At 64.6% G+C, this 18954-nt stretch carries 15 protein-coding genes and 1 riboswitch; of the genes, 8 read left to right on the top strand and 7 right to left on the bottom strand.

The annotated features are described in order from the left end of the window. The first annotated feature begins 1 nt into the window (after nt 1). From ASC89_RS03780 to ASC89_RS03765, 4 genes are all read left to right on the top strand, one after another. Nucleotides 2-991 (top strand): ABC transporter permease, encoded by a 990-nt coding sequence (locus ASC89_RS03780; RefSeq protein WP_055873581.1) that lies wholly within the window; start codon nt 2-4, stop codon nt 989-991. Nucleotides 992-1218: 227 nt separating this feature from the next. Further along, nucleotides 1219-1326: riboswitch (guanidine-I (ykkC/yxkD leader) on the top strand. A 59-nt stretch (nt 1327-1385) separates the two neighbouring features. Further along, the gene (locus ASC89_RS03775) at nt 1386-2933 is read left to right on the top strand and encodes an ABC transporter substrate-binding protein (RefSeq protein WP_082533153.1); all 1548 of its coding nucleotides are present in this window, start codon (nt 1386-1388) and stop codon (nt 2931-2933) included. Between the two features lie 135 nt (nt 2934-3068). Next, the gene (locus tag ASC89_RS03770) at nt 3069-4025 is read left to right on the top strand and encodes an MBL fold metallo-hydrolase (RefSeq protein WP_055994677.1); all 957 of its coding nucleotides are present in this window, start codon (nt 3069-3071) and stop codon (nt 4023-4025) included. Nucleotides 4026-4208: 183 nt separating this feature from the next. Then, the gene (locus ASC89_RS03765; RefSeq protein WP_055873590.1) at nt 4209-5240 is read left to right on the top strand and encodes an aldo/keto reductase; all 1032 of its coding nucleotides are present in this window, start codon (nt 4209-4211) and stop codon (nt 5238-5240) included. A 215-nt stretch (nt 5241-5455) separates the two neighbouring features. Here ASC89_RS03765 and ASC89_RS03760 read toward each other — a convergent pair whose 3' ends face one another. Beyond that, complete coding sequence (locus ASC89_RS03760) at nt 5456-6430, bottom strand: LacI family DNA-binding transcriptional regulator (protein WP_407065054.1); 975 nt, start codon at nt 6428-6430, stop codon at nt 5456-5458. A gap of 285 nt (nt 6431-6715) precedes the next feature. Here ASC89_RS03760 and ASC89_RS03755 point away from each other — a divergent pair, with 285 nt between their 5' ends. Continuing rightward, the gene (locus ASC89_RS03755) at nt 6716-7282 is read left to right on the top strand and encodes an ASCH domain-containing protein (RefSeq protein ID WP_055873596.1); all 567 of its coding nucleotides are present in this window, start codon (nt 6716-6718) and stop codon (nt 7280-7282) included. Nucleotides 7283-7710: 428 nt separating this feature from the next. Then, on the top strand, nt 7711-7920 hold the full coding sequence (locus ASC89_RS03750) for a hypothetical protein (protein ID WP_055873599.1): 210 nt from the start codon (nt 7711-7713) through the stop codon (nt 7918-7920). A gap of 189 nt (nt 7921-8109) precedes the next feature. On the opposite strand, the gene ASC89_RS03745 is transcribed toward ASC89_RS03750, so the two are convergent. The 6 genes from ASC89_RS03745 to ASC89_RS03720 all read right to left on the bottom strand — a co-directional run bounded on the left by ASC89_RS03745 (nt 8110) and on the right by ASC89_RS03720 (nt 15221). After that, complete coding sequence (locus ASC89_RS03745; protein WP_055994669.1) at nt 8110-9474, bottom strand: FGGY-family carbohydrate kinase; 1365 nt, start codon at nt 9472-9474, stop codon at nt 8110-8112. Continuing rightward, nucleotides 9471-10463, bottom strand: coding sequence for an ABC transporter permease (locus tag ASC89_RS03740; protein ID WP_055873606.1), 993 nt, complete (start codon nt 10461-10463; stop codon nt 9471-9473). The genes ASC89_RS03745 and ASC89_RS03740 overlap by 4 nt, the downstream gene beginning before the upstream one ends. A 145-nt stretch (nt 10464-10608) precedes the next feature. After that, on the bottom strand, nt 10609-11616 hold the full coding sequence (locus ASC89_RS03735; RefSeq protein ID WP_244488388.1) for an ABC transporter permease: 1008 nt from the start codon (nt 11614-11616) through the stop codon (nt 10609-10611). Then, on the bottom strand, nt 11613-13118 hold the full coding sequence (locus tag ASC89_RS03730) for a sugar ABC transporter ATP-binding protein (RefSeq protein WP_055994667.1): 1506 nt from the start codon (nt 13116-13118) through the stop codon (nt 11613-11615). Before ASC89_RS03730 ends, ASC89_RS03735 begins: the two co-directional genes overlap by 4 nt. Before the next feature lie 210 nt (nt 13119-13328). Then, the gene (rhaS, locus tag ASC89_RS03725; protein WP_055873612.1) at nt 13329-14324 is read right to left on the bottom strand and encodes a rhamnose ABC transporter substrate-binding protein; all 996 of its coding nucleotides are present in this window, start codon (nt 14322-14324) and stop codon (nt 13329-13331) included. Nucleotides 14325-14420: 96 nt separating this feature from the next. Beyond that, nucleotides 14421-15221 (bottom strand): DeoR/GlpR family DNA-binding transcription regulator, encoded by an 801-nt coding sequence (locus tag ASC89_RS03720; protein ID WP_055873616.1) that lies wholly within the window; start codon nt 15219-15221, stop codon nt 14421-14423. A 170-nt stretch (nt 15222-15391) separates the two neighbouring features. Here ASC89_RS03720 and ASC89_RS03715 point away from each other — a divergent pair, with 170 nt between their 5' ends. Together ASC89_RS03715 and rhaI are read left to right on the top strand one after the other, a co-directional pair. Then, nucleotides 15392-17491: a bifunctional rhamnulose-1-phosphate aldolase/short-chain dehydrogenase gene (locus ASC89_RS03715; RefSeq protein WP_055994659.1), complete on the top strand. Its 2100-nt coding sequence runs from the start codon at nt 15392-15394 to the stop codon at nt 17489-17491. 166 nt (nt 17492-17657) lie between these two features. Beyond that, nucleotides 17658-18950, top strand: a complete 1293-nt coding sequence (gene rhaI, locus ASC89_RS03710; RefSeq protein ID WP_055873622.1) for an L-rhamnose catabolism isomerase — start codon at nt 17658-17660, stop codon at nt 18948-18950. Nucleotides 18951-18954 lie beyond the last annotated feature (4 nt).

Raw genomic sequence — 18954 nt, 5'->3', positions numbered from 1 at the left:
CATGCTGGCATATCTCGCCAAACGCCTCGGCGGCCTCGTCCTCGTCCTCGTGGTGATGAGCTTCATCGTCTTCTGCCTCCAGGCGATCATTCCGGCTGACCCGGCCCGCGCCCTTGCCGGCCCCTCGGCGCCGGTCGAAACGATCGAGCGCATCCGCGCCGAACTCGGCCTCGATCAGCCGCTGCTGGTGCAATACGGGCAGTTCATGAGCCGCCTCGCACAGGGCGATCTCGGCACCTCGATCCGCACCCGGCAGCCGATCGCCGCCGATGTGCTGAAATACGGTCCGGCCTCGCTCGAGCTGATCGTCTTCGCCATGCTGCTGGGCACCAGCTTCGCGTTCCTCCTCGCCTTTGCGCAGACGACGATGACCCGCTCGGGCGGCGTACGGCTCGGCATGCTGGCGGCAGGCTCGTTCCCGATCTTCCTGACCGCGCTGCTGCTCGCCTATTTCCTCTGGTTCAAGCTCGGCTGGTTCCCCGGCAGCGGTCGCCTCGACATCCGCCGCTTCACCGGACCGACCGGCTTCTTCGTCCTCGACGGGCTGCTGCTGGGACGTCCCGACATCGCCCTCAATGCCATCTGGCACCTCTTCCTGCCGGCACTGGCCCTGTCGGTCCCGATCGCCATTTCGGTGGGTCGCTCGCTCAACTCGGCACTCGTCGATGTGATGCGCCAACCCTATATCCGCACCGCGCGCGGCAAGGGCCTCAGCGGCGGCCGCATCTTCTTCCGCCACGGCCTGCGCAACGCCGCCTCGGCCCCGCTCGCCATGCTCGGGCTGCAGGTCGGCCTGCTGTACGGGAACCTCCTGATCGTCGAGCGCATCTTCTCGTGGCCGGGACTCGGTCTTTACACCGTGCAGTCGTTCGGGAGTTCCGACCTGCCGGCGGTGCTCGGCATCGCCATGGTGTTCGGGGCGTTCTACATCCTCGTCACGATGCTGGTGGAAGTGCTGCAGTCGGTGGCGGACCCGCGGATCGCGCTTTAGTAAGCCTCGGTCTCTCAGTGGTCCTCCCCGCTGCGCAGGGGAGGACCACTGCACCATCTCGTCATACAACGAGCCACATCACGCCTTACAATTGTGCAGATTTGCTCTACCGCATATTTTTTGGTCATATCTAACCGCTGATGTCGCCCATCGCGGTCGCAATCGTCAGCAATTCCAACCCCTTACCTATTCCACACCACTGGCATGACCCTTGCATCGTCATCCCCGAGACTGGTGGCTAGGGTTCCGACGCTTTTTGCGTGTCTGGTCCGAGAGCTGCCACCGGCGGGCGCCACAGTCCGCCGGACGCACGGCGGGACAAAAGCCCGGGAGACCTCGTAAGCCAAGGGATTGGCGACGATGGTCCGTCGATCCCTGTTCAAGGGAGCGACTCATGTCGTCAACAATGAAACCATTCAGCCACGTCACGGGCCGGCTGCTTGCCGGCGCTGCACTTCTCGCCATCCTGTCCGCTGGCGCTGTCCAGGCCCAGGAAACCCTGCGCCTGCCGATCGCCACCGACTTCGACTCGTTCGATCCGGACAATGCCTTCGAGATGGACGGCCTCGCCGCCATCAACAATGTCTACGAGGGTCTCGTCGAATACGTGCCGGGCAGCGCCGAAATCCGCGGCCTCCTCGCCAAGGACTGGACCATCTCGGACGATGGCCTCACCTACACGTTCAATCTCGTCGAGGGCGCGAGCTTCCATGATGGCACCCCATTCAACGCCGCAGCGGTCAAAACCTCGTTCGAGCGTCGCCGCGACAGCGAGCTGATCCTCAGCTACTTCCTGTGGAACGTGAAGGACATCGCCGCACCGGACGACAAGACCGTCGTCATCACGCTCGGCATGCCGCAGCCCTCGCTGCTCGACAGTTTCGCGAGCCCCTGGGGCCCCAAGGTCATCAGCCCCAAGGCGCTCGCCGACAATGGCGGTGGCAAGGCGGCTGGCGCGTGGCTCGACAGCAACGCCGACGGCACCGGGCCGTTCAAGCTCACGAGCTTCGAGCGCGGCCAGGGCTACACGCTCGAGCGCAATGACAGCTACTACGGCAAGGCGCCGTTCTTCTCGACCATCGAGCTGCCACTGGTGCCCGATATCGGCCAGCAGGTGCTGAACCTGCAGGCGCAGGAAACCGACGCGGTTCCCGCCAACTACCCGTGGGCCCAGCTCGCCTCGCTTCCGCCCGAGCTCGAAGCAACTGCGGCGCCCAGCACATCGGAAATCATCGGCTTCGTGAAGCCGACCGGGCCGCTTGCCGACCCTGAAGTCCTCAAGGCCTTCCTCACCGCCATCAACCCGGCGACCTGGGTGGCAGACGCCTTCGGCGCCTTCGGCCATCCGGCCAAGTCGGTCTATCCCGAGGCCATGCTCGACCCGGTAGCCCCGGTCGTGTTCCCTGCTGACCTCGAAGCCGCCAAGGCCACGGTCACGGCCAAGGGGCCGGTCACCCTCACCATCGGCATCAGCACCGAAGAGTCGAACGCGCTCGGCCGTGTCGGCGACCTGCTGGTCGCGCAGCTCGCCAGCATCGGCATCAACGCCACTGTCACCATCCTGCCGCAGGGCGCCGCATTCGGGCTCAAGGACAATCCGGATGGCCCCGACTTCTACATCGGCAAGCTGACCCCGGATGCGCTCCATCCCGAGAACCAGTCAGGCATCTTCTTTGCCTCAGGCGCGCCGATCAACTTCTACGGCCGCGGCCTGCCCGAGGCCGATGCGCTGCTGCAGCAAGCCGGTACGCTGACCGATATCACGGCGCGCAACGCGCTCTACGAGAAGGCAGGGCATCTGTATTTCGACAATGGCCTGTTCATCCCGCTGGTCGGCGTCGACGACGTGGTGGTCGCCCCCAAGGGCCTCGTCGATCTCGACCTCCGCGCCGCCTATGCGCCGGGCAATATCGACTACGGCTCGGTGCGCTGGGCCGAGTGACCATCCGGGCGGTCGTCGCCGAGTGCTTTCAGGAAAATGCCTGTCCTCGCGAAGGCGGGGATTGCAGATTTTTCCGCCTCGAAAGCACGACCAGGAAGATGACCGCCCCTATCTCATCAAGTGACCGGAGGCATCATGCCGAGCAAGACGGACATCGTCCGCGAACCCTTCGTGCCGAAGCTGCGCGTTTCGCACATCAACGACTACCTGATCTGCTTCTACGATGGCCGCGACATCGCCGACTATCCAGAGTGGATAAAGGGCAACATCGACATGAAGCTCGGTGTCTGCAACTACGTGCTGCACCGCGGCGACAGCGCCATCGTCTTCGACACCATGGTCTATGGCGAGCAGATGGAAGCCATCGACGCCTATATCCGCGAGATGGGGATCAAGCATGTCTCGGTGATCAACTCGCACTGGGACTGCGACCACATCGCCGGCAACTACCTGTATAAGAACGCCGATATCATCGCGACCAATCGCACCCGCTGGAAGCTGCAGGCCTATGCACCGCAGATGCTGAGCGGCGAGATCTGGGGCGCGGGCGATCCGAACTATCCCGGCGTCAAGGAAGTCGTGCTGCCGAACCGCACGTTCGATGGGCGGATGACGGTGTGGCTCAAGGACCTGCAGATCGAGCTGATCGAGACCTTCGTGCACCAGCTCGGCCACCTCGTCGCCTACCTGCCCAAGGACAAGATCCTGCTCGCCGCTGATGCGGTGGAGGACACGGTGACGTTCAACACGCCGGCCATGACCAGCGAAATCGCGGCGCAGATCATGACCTATCGCTCGCTGCTGGCGATGGACGCCAGATCCATCTACCCCTGCCACGGCCGGTTCGAGGTCATCGACAATGGCGGCTATACGCAGGAGTTCACCGAGGCGATCCTCGACTACAATGTCCAGTTGCTGAAGCGGAAGGACGAGCCGGACTACCTGACCGCCCCGCTCGAAAGCTTCATCCAGCCCTGGATCGATCGCGGCGTTCTCGCCATGCACGAGCCCTATCGCTGGCTGCACGGCAACAACGTCACCCTGATCGACAAGTCCTATGGCGGCCGTTCGACACCAGCAATCCCGGAGTAATGGTCAAGCCAGGCTGCCCGCTCCTCGGGAACACAAGGCAGTCGGACGGGTCGCGGATCTGCGCCATCGGCTGAGCCGCGGCCAGCCTGATGGCCACCCCCACCCTTCGATAGTTCAACTCGACCATGACACCCGCACCGACTATGAAGTCGCTTGAAGCGATTCAATCGATCGAGGGAAATCATGCAGTATCGTAAGCTCGGCAATAGCGGCGCCATTGTCTCATCGCAGACCTTGGGCACCATGACGTTCGGGGCCGAGGCGGATGAGGCGACATCGTTCCAGCTGATGGACGACTATGTGGCGGCGGGCGGCAATTTCCTCGACACCGCCGACGTCTATTCGGCCGGCACATCGGAAGAGATCGTCGGGCGCTGGCTGAAGGCCCGGCCGGAGGCGGCCAAACAGGTGCTGGTCACCACCAAGGCGCGCTTCCCGATGGGCGACGGGCCGAACGATCTGGGGCTGTCGCGCCGTCATCTCAACCAGGCGCTCGACGCCTCGCTGAGCCGGCTCGGGGTTGAACATATCGACCTCTACCAGATGCACGCCTTCGATGCGCTGACCCCGCTGGAGGAGACGCTGAGGTTCCTCGACGACGCCATCCGCAACGGCAAGATCGGCTATTACGGCTTTTCCAACTTCATCGGCTGGCAGCTGACCAAGGCGTCGTGGATCGCCAAAGCCGGCGGTCTCGCGCCGCCGATCACGCTGCAGCCGCACTACAACCTCCTGGTCCGCGATATCGAGCACGAGATCGTACCGGCGGCGCTCGACGCCAATATCGGGCTCCTGCCCTGGTCGCCGCTCGGCGGCGGCTGGCTCACCGGCAAGTACAAGCGCGACCAGATGCCGACGGGTTCAACACGGCTGGGGGAAAACCCCAACCGCGGGCAGGAATCGTATGGACCGCGCAATGAGCAGGAACGGACCTGGCGCGTCATCGCTGCCGTCGAAGCGGTGGCAAAATCGCTCGGTGTCCCGATGGCGCGGGTGGCGCTCGCCTGGCTCGCCGATCGCCCGGCCGTCACTTCGGTGATCCTCGGCGCCCGCACCCGCGAACAGCTCGCCGACAACCTGGCGGCCGCGGGTCTCAAGCTCGATGCCGAGCACACTCAGCAGCTCACCGACGCCAGCGCCCCCGAAGTCGCCGACTATCCCTATGGCAAGGGCGGGGTGAACCAGCGGCACCGGAAGATCGAGGGTGGGCGGTAGGCGCCGGCTAAACCCTGAGCGTGGTGCTACCCCCACCCAGCGACGCTAGTTCGCTTCGCTCACAAGCCTTGCTGCCCTCCCCACAAGGGGGAGGGAGACGCAGGAACCGAGAGCTTGCAGTCGAATCTCCCTCCCCTCAGGGCGCTACCGCGTCCCCTTGTGGGGAGGGATCAAGGGTGGGGGTGGCCACACGCGCTACAGCCAGTCGACGTCCGCTAAAACCAGATCTCCGGCTCATGCAGGATCTGCAATTGCTCGGCCGGTTCGCCATTGATGCGGCGGAGCAGCAGTTCGCCCATCTGCTTGCCGGCCAGCGCCGTGTCCTCGAAGATGGCGTCGACCTTGGGCCGCACCTGGCTGAAGATGCCGGAGGTCTGCTTCACCACCATCTGCACGTCCTTGCCGATCTCGAAGCCGGCATCGGTGATTCCGGCCATGATCGACAGAGCCGCGGCATCGCCGGTGCAGATGAAGCCGTCCGGCGCATCCGGTTCGGCGATCCGCCGCATGGTGGCAAGGCGGATCTGGTCGGCGGTGTTATCGAGCGTCGCGCCATCGATGATTTCATAGTCGAGCCCAGTCTCGCGGATCGCCGCCATGAAGCCATCGCGCAGGTGGTGGCCGAAGCTGAAGCGGTCGGGCGGCAGGATGATCGTCACCTTGCGGCAGCCCTTGGCCTTGAGCCGCATCACCGCATGGTGGGCGAAGGCATAGTTGTCGTAGTCGACATAGGGGTGGGCCGAGGGGAAAGCCGTGCGGCCATGCGAGACGAAGGGGAAGTTCTCTTCCATCAACAGCTTCACCCGGTCGTCGTCCGGCTGGGTGCGCGAGAAGATCACTCCGTCCGCTGCCTTGTTACGCAGGATATAGCGGATCGGGTCGATCGGCGCGCCGCCGGTGAACATCGGGGTGATGACCAGATGATAGGGCGTGCCGCGCAACGCCTCGGTCAGCCCCGACACCATCGACTGGCCGAAGCCGAGGATTTCATCATGCGGGTCGAGAATCAGGCTGACCACATGGGTGCGCCCGGTCTTCAGCCTCAGGGCCGTGCGGTCGGGCACATAGCCGACCTCGGCTGCGATCTTCTGCACCCGGACGCGGGTTTCCTCGGACAGCTCCGGGGCGTTGTTGAGGGCCCGCGAAATCGTGGTGATGGCGAGCCCGGTCATTTCGGCAATGGTGCGCAGGGTCGGTTTGCCGCCCGGCTTGCCGGCGGCGCGACGCGGCTGGCGAGCCTTGGCGCGCTTGTTGTCGCGCGTCTCCGTATCGGCCAACGATGTCCTCCCTCGAACGGATGGTGCCTACTCGCGAGGCATTTTGGGTGAGCGGCGATGCTCCCCCAGGATCCGCTCAGGCGTAGCTCAACATGTTATGCAATCGATTTCAAGGCGGGAAGCCCACGCCCCTTATCCGGTTGGCATACTTTCGTAGCAACCGTTGCGTCGAGTGAAACTCCGGGTAGAGTTCGGCCCATGCTGTTCCGCACCAAAGACCTCGAAGCCATTTTTGGCGGCCAGTGCACGCTGGCCTTCCGCCGCTGGAAGAAGCCGACGGTGAAGCCCGGCGGTACGGTACGGACGGCGCTCGGCATGGTCGGCATCGATTCGGTCGAAGCGATCGAGCCGGGCGAAGTCACCGAGGACGAGGCGCGCGCTGCCGGCTACAAGGACCGGGCTGGCGTCATCGCCATGTTCGAGGCGCAGCAGGGCACCTGCTACCGTATTCGCCTCCACCCCGCCGGACCCGACCCGCGCGAGGCGCTGCGCGAAGCCGAACCAGATGCTCTCGAGTTGGAGACGCTGGCAGTCAGGTTGCTGAAGCTCGACAAGGCGGCGCCGGCGCCGTGGACGAAACAGGCACTGCAACTGATCGCCGACCATCCCGGCATCGTCTCCACCACGCTCGCCGAAAGCGCCGGCATAGAGCGAGCCGAGTTCAAGCTCAACATCCGCAAGCTCAAGGCGCTCGGGCTAACCATCAGCCTCGAAGTCGGCTACCGGCTGTCGCCGCGCGGGGAGGCGCTGCTCGCCACGCTCTGAAGTTTTCGTCCGATCGAATCTGCCGGGCAGGAAATTTCGCTTTCATGCTAGCTATTTGGAACGGCTGGGGCTGGCGAAACCGCCGAGGCTCACCTATCTTTCCGCCAGCGTCGACGAAAGCCGGATAGACCTCGGGGCCTCGACGCCGTACAAGTACCCGATGGCGGACTCAGCTTCGCCACACAAAAGCTGCGGGCGACGAGCTAGTCTCGTCCGCATTGGAATCACCCAGGCCATCGGCCGCCGGAAGGAGACGAACATGCACTTCGCTATTCGCACCACTCTCCAAACCGGGCTTATTGGTAAATGGGTAGATCGCTCCAACGGGTGTTACCGACCCAAACGAATGTGACCTCTGTCACCCATTCGTCTCACAGTTCAGGTAACACCCCGGCCGTCCCCAGAGACGTGCCGATGGAGGTCATTCCATGCAGCATGCCCACTTCGAAAAGCCACATAGCGCCAAGCCCATAGCTGTCGATATCGACGGTGAACCAAAGGGCGTCCTGGTCGCGCACGATGCCGGTTTCCGCTTCCTCGCCGTCAAGCTCGACGCGTTCGGAGTGGATGGCCAGGTGTTTGCATCGATCGAAGCCGCCGAGGCGGCCGTCCGCGACGCACTGCGTCCGGAAGCGTGATCCGTGAAGCGCTCGCCGCAGGTGTTGCACCGGCAGTGCCACCGCGCCCCCTCGCCCCTCTGGGGAGAGGGCTGGGGTGAGGGGCGCCAAGCGCACCGGACCATGCGTGAGCAATTGAAGCGCTAACCACTCTTCGGAGTGCTTGGCTACCCCTCACCCTAACCCTCTCCCCAGAGGGGAGAGGGGACGCTAGCTCACCAGCTTTCGCCACGCCGCCGCATACGCTGCCGCCGTAGCATCCCCCTCGACCAGCACCGGCGCATGTCCGTCGGGCCGCGGCCGATCCATTCGCGCCAGCAGCGCCGCGCCGATCGAGGTGCCAGTGGCGCTGCGCTTTACCGGCTCCACCGGCCGCCCGGTCGCCGCCGCCAGCATCCGCAGATAGAGCGCGTTGCCGGCGAATGGTCCCTCGACCACCGTGTGGTTCTCGGCGCCGGTCAGCCTGAGGCATTCGGCTGTCATCATCGCCAGGTAGAACGAGGTCACGACATAGACCTCGTCATCGCCGAGCGTTTCGCGTGGCTGGCTCCACTGTGCCTCTCGCCCGGGGAACGGGCCCGAACCCTGCACCACCGACGGGGTCAGGAGGATCGCCTTGTTCAGTACCCGCTCGATGGTCTCGGCCGAGGGCTCGCGCGGCGTGGTCAGCATCTCGAATTCGCGCCCGCCCATGAAGCGCGCCGACGGCACCGGACGGCCCAGCGCATCGATATTGGCGAGGCAGTCGCGCTTGAGGTCGAGATTGTCGATGTCGCCGCCGGGCGAAGCGACGATCACCCAGGTCCCGGTCGAGACCAGCCCGAATGGCGGATCGCGCTCGAGGAGATGCGGCAGCAGCGAAGCGTTGGAATCGTGGATGCCGGAATAGACCGGCAGCGGGCGCTTGAGCCCCAGCGCCGCCGTCACTTCGGGCAAGGTCACGCCGAGCACGTCGGAGGCCGGCCGCACCTCGGCGAACTTTTCGAGCCACCCCTGTTTCATCACCAGCGACGAATAGAGGTTGGTGGTGAAGTCCCACAGGTCGGTGTGGCAGCCGAGCGAGGTGATCTCCTCGGCGGCGACACCGGTCAGCCGGAACGACCAGTATTGCGGATAGGTCAGGATCCAGCGGGTGCGGGCGAATTCGGCGGGAAAGGCCCGCGCCTGCCAGAACAGCTGCGCTCCGACATTGAGCCCGCCGGGCAGCCGCGGGGTGAAGCTCTCGGAGAAATCCGGACGGGCCCGGTCGTACTCACCCCAGAACTGGTCGGGACCGGCGAACTCGTAATCGAGCACCGGCAGCGACAGTTCGCCATCGGCGTCGAGCAGCGCCGCCGAGGCGCCATGGGTGGTGACGCTGATGGCGTCGAGCGGGAACTCGGCGTTGAGCTCGCGCAATGCGCCGATGACGAAGTCCCAGAGGCCGTCGATGTCGAAATGCGGATACTTGCCGTCGCGCAGCACAGTATTCGGCCGCTTGCGCACAGCGATCTCGGTGCGGCTGTCGAGATCGACGACCGCCACTTTCGCATTGGACTTGCCAATGTCGATGACCCCGACGGTGCTGACGGTCACTTGCGAACCATCCGGTAGACGATGGGCAGGGCGATCACCACGATGAGCAACAGTCCGATAAAGATCGACATGACGATACCGGGGACATTCAAGAGCCCGAGGCCGAAGGTGACAAGCCCCATGATGAAGGCGGCGATCACCACCCCGACGATCGAACCGGCGCCGCCAAGGATGGAGACGCCACCCAGTACAACCATGGTGATGACCTCGAGTTCCCAGCCCTGGGCGATCGACGGACGGGTGGAGCCGAGGCGGCTGGTCAGCAGCACCGAGGCGATGCCGGCCATCAGCCCGGTCAGACAGAACAGCACGAACTTGACGCGCTCGACGCGGACGCCGGAGAACTGGGCGGCGGTCGCATTGTTGCCGATGACGAAGATGCGGCGGCCGAAGCTCGTCCGGTGCAGCGCCACGTAGTAGATGGCGGCCGCTGCGATAAAGAGCACGAACTCGAACGACACCACCCACCAGACATAGCCCTGGCCGAAAAAGGCGAAGCTTTCGGGGTAGCCCTTGAAGGCCTGGTCGCCCAGGACGATGAAGCTGATGCCGCGGAACAGGCTCATCGTGCCGATGGTGACGACGATCGAAGGCAACCCCAGCCGGGTGACGAGGAAGCCGTTAAAGGCACCGCAGGCGAGCCCCGTGCCGATGCCGATGGCGACAAGCCCCGGCGTATCGATGCCGAACTGCAGCGCAAAGCCCATCGCCGTCGAGGCCAGTGCGATGATTGCCGCGACCGACAGATCGATCTCGCCCGAGATGATCAGCAGCGCCATGGCGAGCGCGATCAGCGCCTTCTCGGTGAAGTTGAAGGTCGCATCGCTGAGCGACCAGGGCGACAGGAAATAGGGCGAAGCCAGCGAGTTGACGATAAAGATCGCCACCGCGACGACGAGCAGCAGACTGGGCCAGCTGAACAGCGCCGAGCGCAGCGGATTGTCGAGCCGATCCGGAACGTGGCGGGTGGTGGGGGTCTGGTCGTTCACTTCAGGAAATCCAAGGGGCCAGCCCCAAACGCGGTGTCATTCCCGCGAAAGCGGGAAACTCTGTTTTCGCGCGCGCCGAGGGTCCGGTAAACGGAGGTTCCCGCTTTCGCGGGAATGACCCGGTGGGTGGCAAGCGAGCAGTGCATCATGCTGCGCCTCCCTCCGCCCGCTTCAGAATGATGCGGCCGGTCTTCTTGCCGGCGCGGGCGTTGAGGATGACGGCGAGGATGATCGCGGCGCCCGAAATGGCCATCTGCCAGAACGGTGAGACACCGATCACCGGCAAAGCCGAGCTGATGACGCCGAGGAACAGCGCCCCGAGCAGTGCACTGCCGACCGTACCGACGCCACCGGCGATCGAGACGCCGCCGATAACGCAGGCGGCGATCACCTGCAGCTCATAGCCCACTGCCGTTTCGGAGGAGGCGATGACGTAACGCGACACCCAGAGGTAGCCGCAGAGCCCGGCGACGAGCCCCGAGATACAGAAGGCGATGAACTTGGTGCGCCCCACGTTGATGCCGGCATAGACCGAGGCGGTCGGGTTGACGCCAATGGCGTAGATCGAGCGGCCGATCGGTGTGCGGGTCATCAGCACATAGAAGGCGGCGGCAATGAGCACCGCGGACCAGCTGAGCAGCGGCAGGCCGAGCAGTTCAAGGCGGGTGATGGAAATGAAGTCAGGCGTCATCTCGGCGGCGTTCACCCACTGCCCGCCAGCGACCAGAAAGGTGGTGCCGCGATAGATGGTGAGGGTGCCCAGCGTTACGACGATCGCCGGGATATCGAGCTTCCAGACGAGGAAGCCGTTGATGGCGCCGAGCGCCAGCCCGAGCAGCGGCGCCGCGACGATCAGCAGCGGCACCGGGATCCACGGCATGGTGGAATTGAGCAGGGCGATGACCATGCCCGAGAGCGCCACGTTGGCGGCAATCGACAGGTCGATCGAGCGGGTCAGGATCACCACCATCTGGCCGAGCGCCAGGATCATCAGGATGGCGGTGTTGTTGAAGATATCGGCAAGATTGGCCGGAGCAGCAAAGCTCGGGGCGCGGGTGGCGATGGCGCCGATCATCACGGCGATGCCGATGGCGAGCCAGAACTCGCGAAGACGCAGCACGCGCGGCGCGAGCGCAAAGATGTTGCGCATCATGCCGCCACCTCATGGGCGCCGATGGCGCGCTTGACCAGGCCGTCGGCGGTCAGGTCCCGGTTGTCGAGCACGGCGTCGATGCGGCCGGCGCGCATCACCACGACGCGGTCGGACATGCCCATCACTTCGGGCAGTTCGGACGAGACCATGATCACCGCCAGCCCCTCGGCCACCAGTTCGGCCATGAAGGCGTGGACGGCGGCCTTGGAGCCGATATCGATGCCCTTGGTCGGCTCGTCGAGGATGATCACCTTGGGTTGCGTCGCCAGCCACTTGGCGATCACCACCTTCTGCTGGTTGCCGCCCGACAGCGTGCCGGCGTTCTGGCTCAGCGAGGCGGCGCGCAGGTCGAGCCGCTCGGTATATTTTCGGGTCAGCGCAAACTCCTCGGCCATCCGCAGAAAGCCCTGGCGCGACGTCTTCTTGAGCGAGGGCAGCGAGACGTTCTGGACGATCGGCAGGTCGACCACGACGCCCTGCTTGCCGCGCTCCTCGGGCACATAGACGATGCCCGCTGCGATGGCGTCGGCGGGTGAGCGCGGCTCGAACGGCGCGCCGTCGAGCGTCATCGCGCCACGTGACGTCCGGGTCAGCCCGAAGATCGCCTGCATCACCTCGGAGCGGCCGGCGCCGACGAGGCCGTAAAAGCCGAGGATCTCGCCGCGCCGGAGCTCGAAGCCGATATCGTCGAACTCGGTGGGGTGGCTCAGGCCATCGAGCTTCAGCACCGTGTCGCCGATGGCCGGAGCCCGCTGGGGGAAGATGTGATCGACCGAGCGGCCGACCATCATGCGGATAATGTCGTTCTGCGGCGTCTCGCCGATCAGGCCCTTGCCGACCATCTCGCCGTCGCGGAACACGGTGAAGCGGTCGGCGATGCGGTAGATCTCGTCGAACTTGTGGCTGATGAACAGCACGGCCTTGCCGTCCTCCTTCAAGAGCTCGATGAGGACGAACAGGTCCTCGATCTCCTTGTGGGAGAGCGCCGCAGTCGGCTCGTCCATGATCACCACTTCGGCGTCGATCGACATGGCGCGGGCGACCGCGACGAGGTGCTTGTTGGCGATCGACAGGTCGCGCAACCGGGCCTCGGCATCGATGTGGCCGGCGCCCATGTCGGAGAGCACGCGGCGGGCATTGCTGCGCATCAGCGTCCAGTCGATGGTGCCGAAGCGGGTTTTTGGCGCATGGCCCAGGTAGATGTTCTCGGCAACGCTCAGATCGTCGAACAGCACGGTTTCCTGGTGGATGGCGGTGATGCCGAGCTCGAACGCCTTGTGGGCGGAGCTGAGGCTTACCGGCTTGCCGTCGAGCACGATCTCGCCGGCATCGGGCTGGTAGATGCCGGTGAGGACTTTCACCAGCGTCGACTTGCCGGCGCCGTTCTCGCCGATCAGCGCGGTCACCTCTCCCGGATAGAGCTCGAGGCTCACCTCATGCAGCGCCCGCACGCCGGGAAAGGACTTGGTGACGCCGGAAAGGGTGAGCTTGGGTTGGGACATTTATCTCACTTCTGTGGGTGAACCCCTCACCCGTCTCGCGCTTCGCGCGATCCACCCTCTCCCCGACGGGGAGAGGAATGGTGCCTGGCTCCGGCCTCTCGGGATTCTTCTCCCCGTCGGGGAGAAGGTGGCGCGTAGCGCCGGATGAGGGGCCGGGCCACGAAACAGAAAGCCCGGCGACCAGAGCCGCCGGGCGCCTACATCCTCGGATCAATAGATCTTCGAGAACTCTTCAATGTTCGACTTGTCGAACTGGAACGGCGCGGCCATGGCGGCCGAGTTGGTGTCGTCCAGGGTGATCGAGCCGACGCGGCCGATCGAGATGGTGGCGCCGGGCTTGGCTTCGGCCTTCTTGGTCGCGAGCTGGTAGGCGATCTGCACGGCCGAGTAGCCGAGGTCGATCGGGTTCCACAGCGCCACGGCCTGCGAAGCGCCGTTGTCGATGAACTGCTTGAACTCGGACGGGAGCGCCAGGCCAGTGACGTTGATCTTGCCGATCAGGTTGTCATCGGTCACCACCTGCGCGGCGGCAACGACGCCGACGGTGGTCGGGGCGATGATCGCCTTGAGGTTCGGGTAGGAGGCGATCAGGCCCTTGGCTTCGTTGGTGGATTTCACCGAGTCGTCGTCGCCGTAGACGGTGGCGACGAGGTTGATCTTGGGGAACTTCTCGGGCAGCACTTTCTTGGCCGCTTCGATCCAGGCGTTCTGGTTGGTCGCGGTGGAGGAGGCCGACAGGATCGCCACATCGCCGCCATCCGGCAGATAGTCGGCGGCCAGCTTGATGATGGTCTCGCCGATCAGGTTGGTGTCGGACGGGTTGAGGTGCACCGAACGGCCCTCAGGCGCGACGCCCGAATCCCAGCTGATCACGGTGATGCCGCGTTCCATCGCCTTCTTCAGTGCCGGAACCAGTGCATCCGGATCGTTGGCCGAAATCGCGATGGCGTTGACGTTCTGGGCGATCAGCGAGTTGATGATCTCGATCTGGCCTTCGGCGGTCGCCGTGGTCGGGCCGGTATAGATCACCTCGACATCGCCGAGTTCCTTGGCAGCTTCCTGGGCGCCCTTGTTGGCGGCATCGAAAAAGCCGTTGCCGAGCGACTTCACGACGAGCGCGATCTTGGTCTGGGCCATGGCGGCCGGAGCACTCAGCAGCACGGCGGTCAGCGCCGTGGCAGCTGCCAGTTTCTTCAACAGGCTCATTGTATTCCTCCCTGAGTGGTTCGTGGTCGTTTAGTTGGCGCTCTCGAACCGGAAAGGTCCTGCGACCTTCCTGACAGCGCTTCTATTGCCAGCCGGTCACGCGACCGACTGGGACTTCTGCTCTGCGGCCTCCACCACGGTGAGCATGACGCCCGCCTTTTCCAGCATGGCGCGATCCTCGTCGCGGATGCCGTTATCGGTGATGACTGAGTGGATGCGATCGAGTCCGCACAGAATGAGGCTCGAGCGGCCGGAGAATTTCGAGCTGTCGGCGAGGACGATCAGTTCCTCGGCCTGGTTGATCAGCGCCAGTTCGGACTGCACCACCATCGGATCGGCCTCCATCAGGCCGTGCGCGCCCAGACCCTGGCAGCCGATGAACATGCGCTTGGCATAAAAGTGCGAGGCGACCACGCCGCCGAACGGCGACAGGATGACGTTCTGCTCGCGATAGATGGTGCCGCCGGGGATGACCACCGAGTTGCGAGAATTGTGGATCAGGAACTCGGCAATGCCAAAGCTGTTGGTGAACACCGAAAGCCGGCGGCCGGTCAGGTAGTGCACCATCTGGTAGGTGGTGGTGCCGCCATTGATGATGATCGGCTCACCATCCTTGCAGAGCTCGGCGGCGGCGCGGGCGATGGCACGCTTCTGGGCGATATTAATGGTTTCGTTGACCGAGAACGGCCGACCCATCAGCCCGCCCTGCTCGGGCGGATTGATCGCCTCGGCGCCGCCGCGCACCCGGCGCAGGCGGCCCTCGACATGCAGCGCGGCGATATCGCGGCGGATCGTCGCCTCGGACGTGCCGGTGATCTCGACCAGCTCGGCGACAGTCGCCAGCGGCCGCGCCTGGACAGCGGCAAGGATCACCCTGTGGCGTTCGGTTTCGTGCATTTGCTCTCCCTGGATCGACTCATTTTCACCAAAATCTGTCAGTGTCAATCAGATCATGCGACTTTCGTGGCGATGCTGACGGTTTCTGATGGTTTCTGATTGACAGCGGCAAGCTACGGGAGCTAGTCCCGTGCTCAATAACTGCCATACATCTCTACGGGAGGGGTCCAATGTCCAGCACCGCGCCAGCGCGCCTTCAAAACCTTTGGGACGACGCCAAGGCGGCCGGCATGAGCGAGCCCGAACGGCTGGTCTACCGCTCCAATATCCTCGGCTCGGACAAGCGCGTTACCAACTATGGCGGCGGCAATACCTCGTCGAAGATCTTCCAGAAGGACCCGCTGAGCGGGCAAGACGTCGAAGTGCTGTGGGTGAAGGGCTCGGGCGGCGACTCGGCCTCGATCAAGCTCGACGGTTTCGCGACGCTCTATATGGATAAGCTGCGCGCGTTGAAGGGCCTCTATCGCGGCCTCGCGCATGAAGACGAGATGGTCGGCTACCTGCCGCACGCGACGTTCAACCTCAACCCGCGCGCCGCCTCGATCGATACGCCGCTGCACGCCTATGTGCCGCATGCCTTCGTCGACCATATGCATCCCGACGCCATTATCGCCATTGCGGCGAGCAGGGACAGCAAAGTGCTCACCCAGGAGATCTTCGGCAGCGAGATCGGCTGGCTACCGTGGAAGCGGCCGGGCTTCGAGCTCGGGCTGTGGCTGGAAAAGTTCTGCCTCGACAACCCCGGGGCCAAGGGCGTGATCCTCGAGAGCCACGGGCTCTTCACCTGGGGCGACACCCCCCGGGAGTGCTACGAGCAGACCATCAACACCATCAACAAGGCGATCGCCTGGTTTGAGGTGAAGACCGCCGGCAAGCCGGCCTTTGGCGGGCAGGCGGTGGCGCCGCTGCCGGCCGAGGAGCGCCGGGCCATCGCGGCGCGGCTGATGCCGAAAATCCGCGGGTTGATCTCCAACGAATTCAAGATGCTCGGGCATTTCGACGACAGCGCCGCGGTGCTGGAGTTCGTCGGATCGCGCGACTTGCGGCCGCTGGCGGCATTGGGCACCTCCTGCCCTGACCATTTCCTGCGCACCAAGATCCGGCCGCTGGTGATCGATTTCGATCCGACCAAGCCCGATATCGACGCCGTGGTTGCCGGCCTCGAACAGGCGACGGCGGATTACCGCGCCGACTACGCGGGCTACTACAACCGGTGCAAGCACCCGGACAGCCCCGCCATCCGCGACGCCAATGCGGTGGTCTACCTGATGCCGGGCGTCGGCATGTTCACCTTCGCCAAGGACAAGGCGACCGCCCGCATTTCGGGTGAGTTCTACGTCAACGCCATCAACGTGATGCGTGGCTCGTCGGCGGTCTCCATCTACCAGGGCCTCCCGGAGCAGGAGGCCTTCGACATCGAGTACTGGCTGCTCGAGGAAGCCAAGCTCCTGCGCATGCCGAAGCCGAAATCACTGGCCGGCCACATCGCGCTGGTCACCGGCGGGGCCGGCGGCATCGGCAAGGCCACGGCGGTGCGACTGCTGCGCGAAGGCGCCTGTGTCGTGCTCGCCGACATCGACGAAGCGGCGCTCGCCTCGGCCAGCGAGGAACTGGGCAAGGCGTTCGGCAAGGACGTGGTCCGGCCGGTCAACCTCAACGTCACCAGCGAAGCGGCGGTCATTTCGGGCTTTGCCCACACCGCGGTGGAGTTCGGCGGCATCGATATCCTCGTTTCCAATGCCGGGCTCGCCAGCTCCGCGCCGATCGAGGAGACGACGCTCGAGCTCTGGAACAAGAACATGGACATCCTGTCGACGGGCTATTTCCTCGTCAGCCGGGAAGCCTTCCGGATGTTCCGCGCGCAGAAGATCGGCGGCAACGTGGTGTTCGTGGCATCGAAGAACGGCCTCGCCGCTTCGCCCAACGCCGCGGCCTACTGCACCGCCAAGGCCGCCGAAATCCACCTCGCCCGCTGCCTGGCGCTGGAAGGCGCGGCCGAGCAGATCCGCGTCAACGTGGTGAACCCGGATGCGGTGCTGCGGGGCAGCAAGATCTGGGCCGGCGAGTGGCTGGAACAGCGCGCCTCGACTTACAAGACCGACAAGGAGGGGCTCGAGGAAATGTATCGCCAGCGCTCCATGCTGAAGCTGAGCGTCTTCCCCGAGGACATCGCCGAGGCGATCTACTTCTTCGCCTCCGACATGTCGGCCAAATCCACCGGCAACATCATCAACGTCGACGCGGGCAACGCGCAGTCGTTCACGAGGTAACAGCCTAGCGGGGGGCGCCCCTCACCCCGACCCTCTCCCCAGAGGGGCGAGGGGGCGATGGGGCCGCGCGTTCGACGGCTGAAGTAACGAAGGCCGGCGCCACATGGTCCCCTCGCCCCTCTGGGGAGAGGGACAGGGTGAGGGGCGCCAAGGGAGGAGAACTCGAATGACCGACCAACTCATCGACCAGTCCGTGGTCGACCAGACCAACGAGGCCAACCGCAAGGCGTTGGATGCCGACTACGCGCATCTGGGCGAGCAACTCAGCCGGCGCGGCATCGACATCGACGCCATCCTGAAGAAAGTTTCGGCCTATACCGTCGCCGTCCCCTCCTGGGGTGTCGGTACCGGCGGCACGCGCTTTGCGAAATTCCCCGGCACCGGTGAGCCGCGCGACATCTTCGACAAGCTCGAGGATTGCTCGGTGATCAACCAGCTGACCCGCGCCACGCCGAACGTCTCGCTGCATATTCCGTGGGACAAGGCCGATCCGAACCGGCTGAAGCAGGCGGCGAGCCGCTTCGGGCTGGGGTTCGATGCGATGAACTCCAACACCTTCTCGGACGCGCCGGGCCAGCAGCACTCCTACCGTTTCGGCTCACTCGCCAACTACGCCAAAGAGACGCGCCAGCAGGCGATCGAGCACAATCTCGAATGCATCGAGATCGGCCAGACCATCGGCTCGAAAGCGCTGACGGTGTGGATCGGCGACGGCTCGAACTTCCCCGGCCAGGTCAATTTCACCAAGGTGTTCGAGTACTACCTCGATGCGATGAAGGCGATCTATGCCGACCTTCCCGCCGACTGGAAGCTCTTCACCGAGCACAAGATGTATGAGCCGGCGTTCTATTCGACGGTGGTGCAGGACTGGGGCACCAACTACCTGATCGCCACCGAACTCGGTGACAAGGCGCAGTGCCTCGTCGACCTCGGGCACCATGCGCCCAACGTCAATATCGAGATGATCGTCGCTCGGCTGATCCAGTTCAAGAAGCTGGGCGGCTTCCATTTCAACGACAGCAAATATGGCGACGACGACCTCGATACCGGCTCGATCGACCCGTACCGGCTGTTCCTGGTGTTCAACGAGCTGGTCGATGCCGAGCTCCGCAAGGCCGACGGGTTCGAGCCGGCCCATATGCTGGACCAGAGCCACAACGTCACCGACCCGATCGAGTCGCTGATCCGCTCGGCCAACGAGGTGCGGCGCGCCTATGCACTGGCGCTGCTGGTCGACCGCAAGGCGCTCGAGGGCTACCAGCAGTCGGACGACGCACTGATGGCGTCGGAAACGCTGAAGCTGGCGTTCCGCACCGATGTGGAACCGATCCTCGCCAAGGCCCGGCTCGACGCCAACGGCGCCATCGACCCGATCGCCGCCTACCGCAAGGCCGGCTACCGCCAGCGCGTCGCGGCGGTGCGTCCGGCTGTGGCGGCGGGTGGTGGCGGGATCGTGTGAGGAT

Source organism: Devosia sp. Root413D1, from assembly GCF_001425235.1.
Lineage (GTDB): Bacteria > Pseudomonadota > Alphaproteobacteria > Rhizobiales > Devosiaceae > Devosia_A.
Note: the sequence above shows the minus strand (reverse complement) of the source record. Positions and strands in the feature narration are given on the sequence as shown.

Excerpts from the sequence above, each read along its gene's own strand:
- ASC89_RS03780 (WP_055873581.1), top strand. The coding sequence starts at position 2 with ATGCTGGCATATCTCGCCAAACGCCTCGGCGGCCTCGTCCTCGTCCTC.
- ASC89_RS03775 (WP_082533153.1), top strand. The coding sequence starts at position 1,386 with ATGTCGTCAACAATGAAACCATTCAGCCACGTCACGGGCCGGCTGCTT.
- ASC89_RS03770 (WP_055994677.1), top strand. The coding sequence starts at position 3,069 with ATGCCGAGCAAGACGGACATCGTCCGCGAACCCTTCGTGCCGAAGCTG.
- ASC89_RS03765 (WP_055873590.1), top strand. The coding sequence starts at position 4,209 with ATGCAGTATCGTAAGCTCGGCAATAGCGGCGCCATTGTCTCATCGCAG.
- ASC89_RS03755 (WP_055873596.1), top strand. The coding sequence starts at position 6,716 with ATGCTGTTCCGCACCAAAGACCTCGAAGCCATTTTTGGCGGCCAGTGC.
- ASC89_RS03750 (WP_055873599.1), top strand. The coding sequence starts at position 7,711 with ATGCAGCATGCCCACTTCGAAAAGCCACATAGCGCCAAGCCCATAGCT.
- ASC89_RS03735 (WP_244488388.1), bottom strand. The coding sequence starts at position 11,616 with ATGATGCGCAACATCTTTGCGCTCGCGCCGCGCGTGCTGCGTCTTCGC.
- ASC89_RS03730 (WP_055994667.1), bottom strand. The coding sequence starts at position 13,118 with ATGTCCCAACCCAAGCTCACCCTTTCCGGCGTCACCAAGTCCTTTCCC.
- rhaS (WP_055873612.1), bottom strand. The coding sequence starts at position 14,324 with ATGAGCCTGTTGAAGAAACTGGCAGCTGCCACGGCGCTGACCGCCGTG.
- ASC89_RS03720 (WP_055873616.1), bottom strand. The coding sequence starts at position 15,221 with ATGCACGAAACCGAACGCCACAGGGTGATCCTTGCCGCTGTCCAGGCG.
- ASC89_RS03715 (WP_055994659.1), top strand. The coding sequence starts at position 15,392 with ATGTCCAGCACCGCGCCAGCGCGCCTTCAAAACCTTTGGGACGACGCC.
- rhaI (WP_055873622.1), top strand. The coding sequence starts at position 17,658 with ATGACCGACCAACTCATCGACCAGTCCGTGGTCGACCAGACCAACGAG.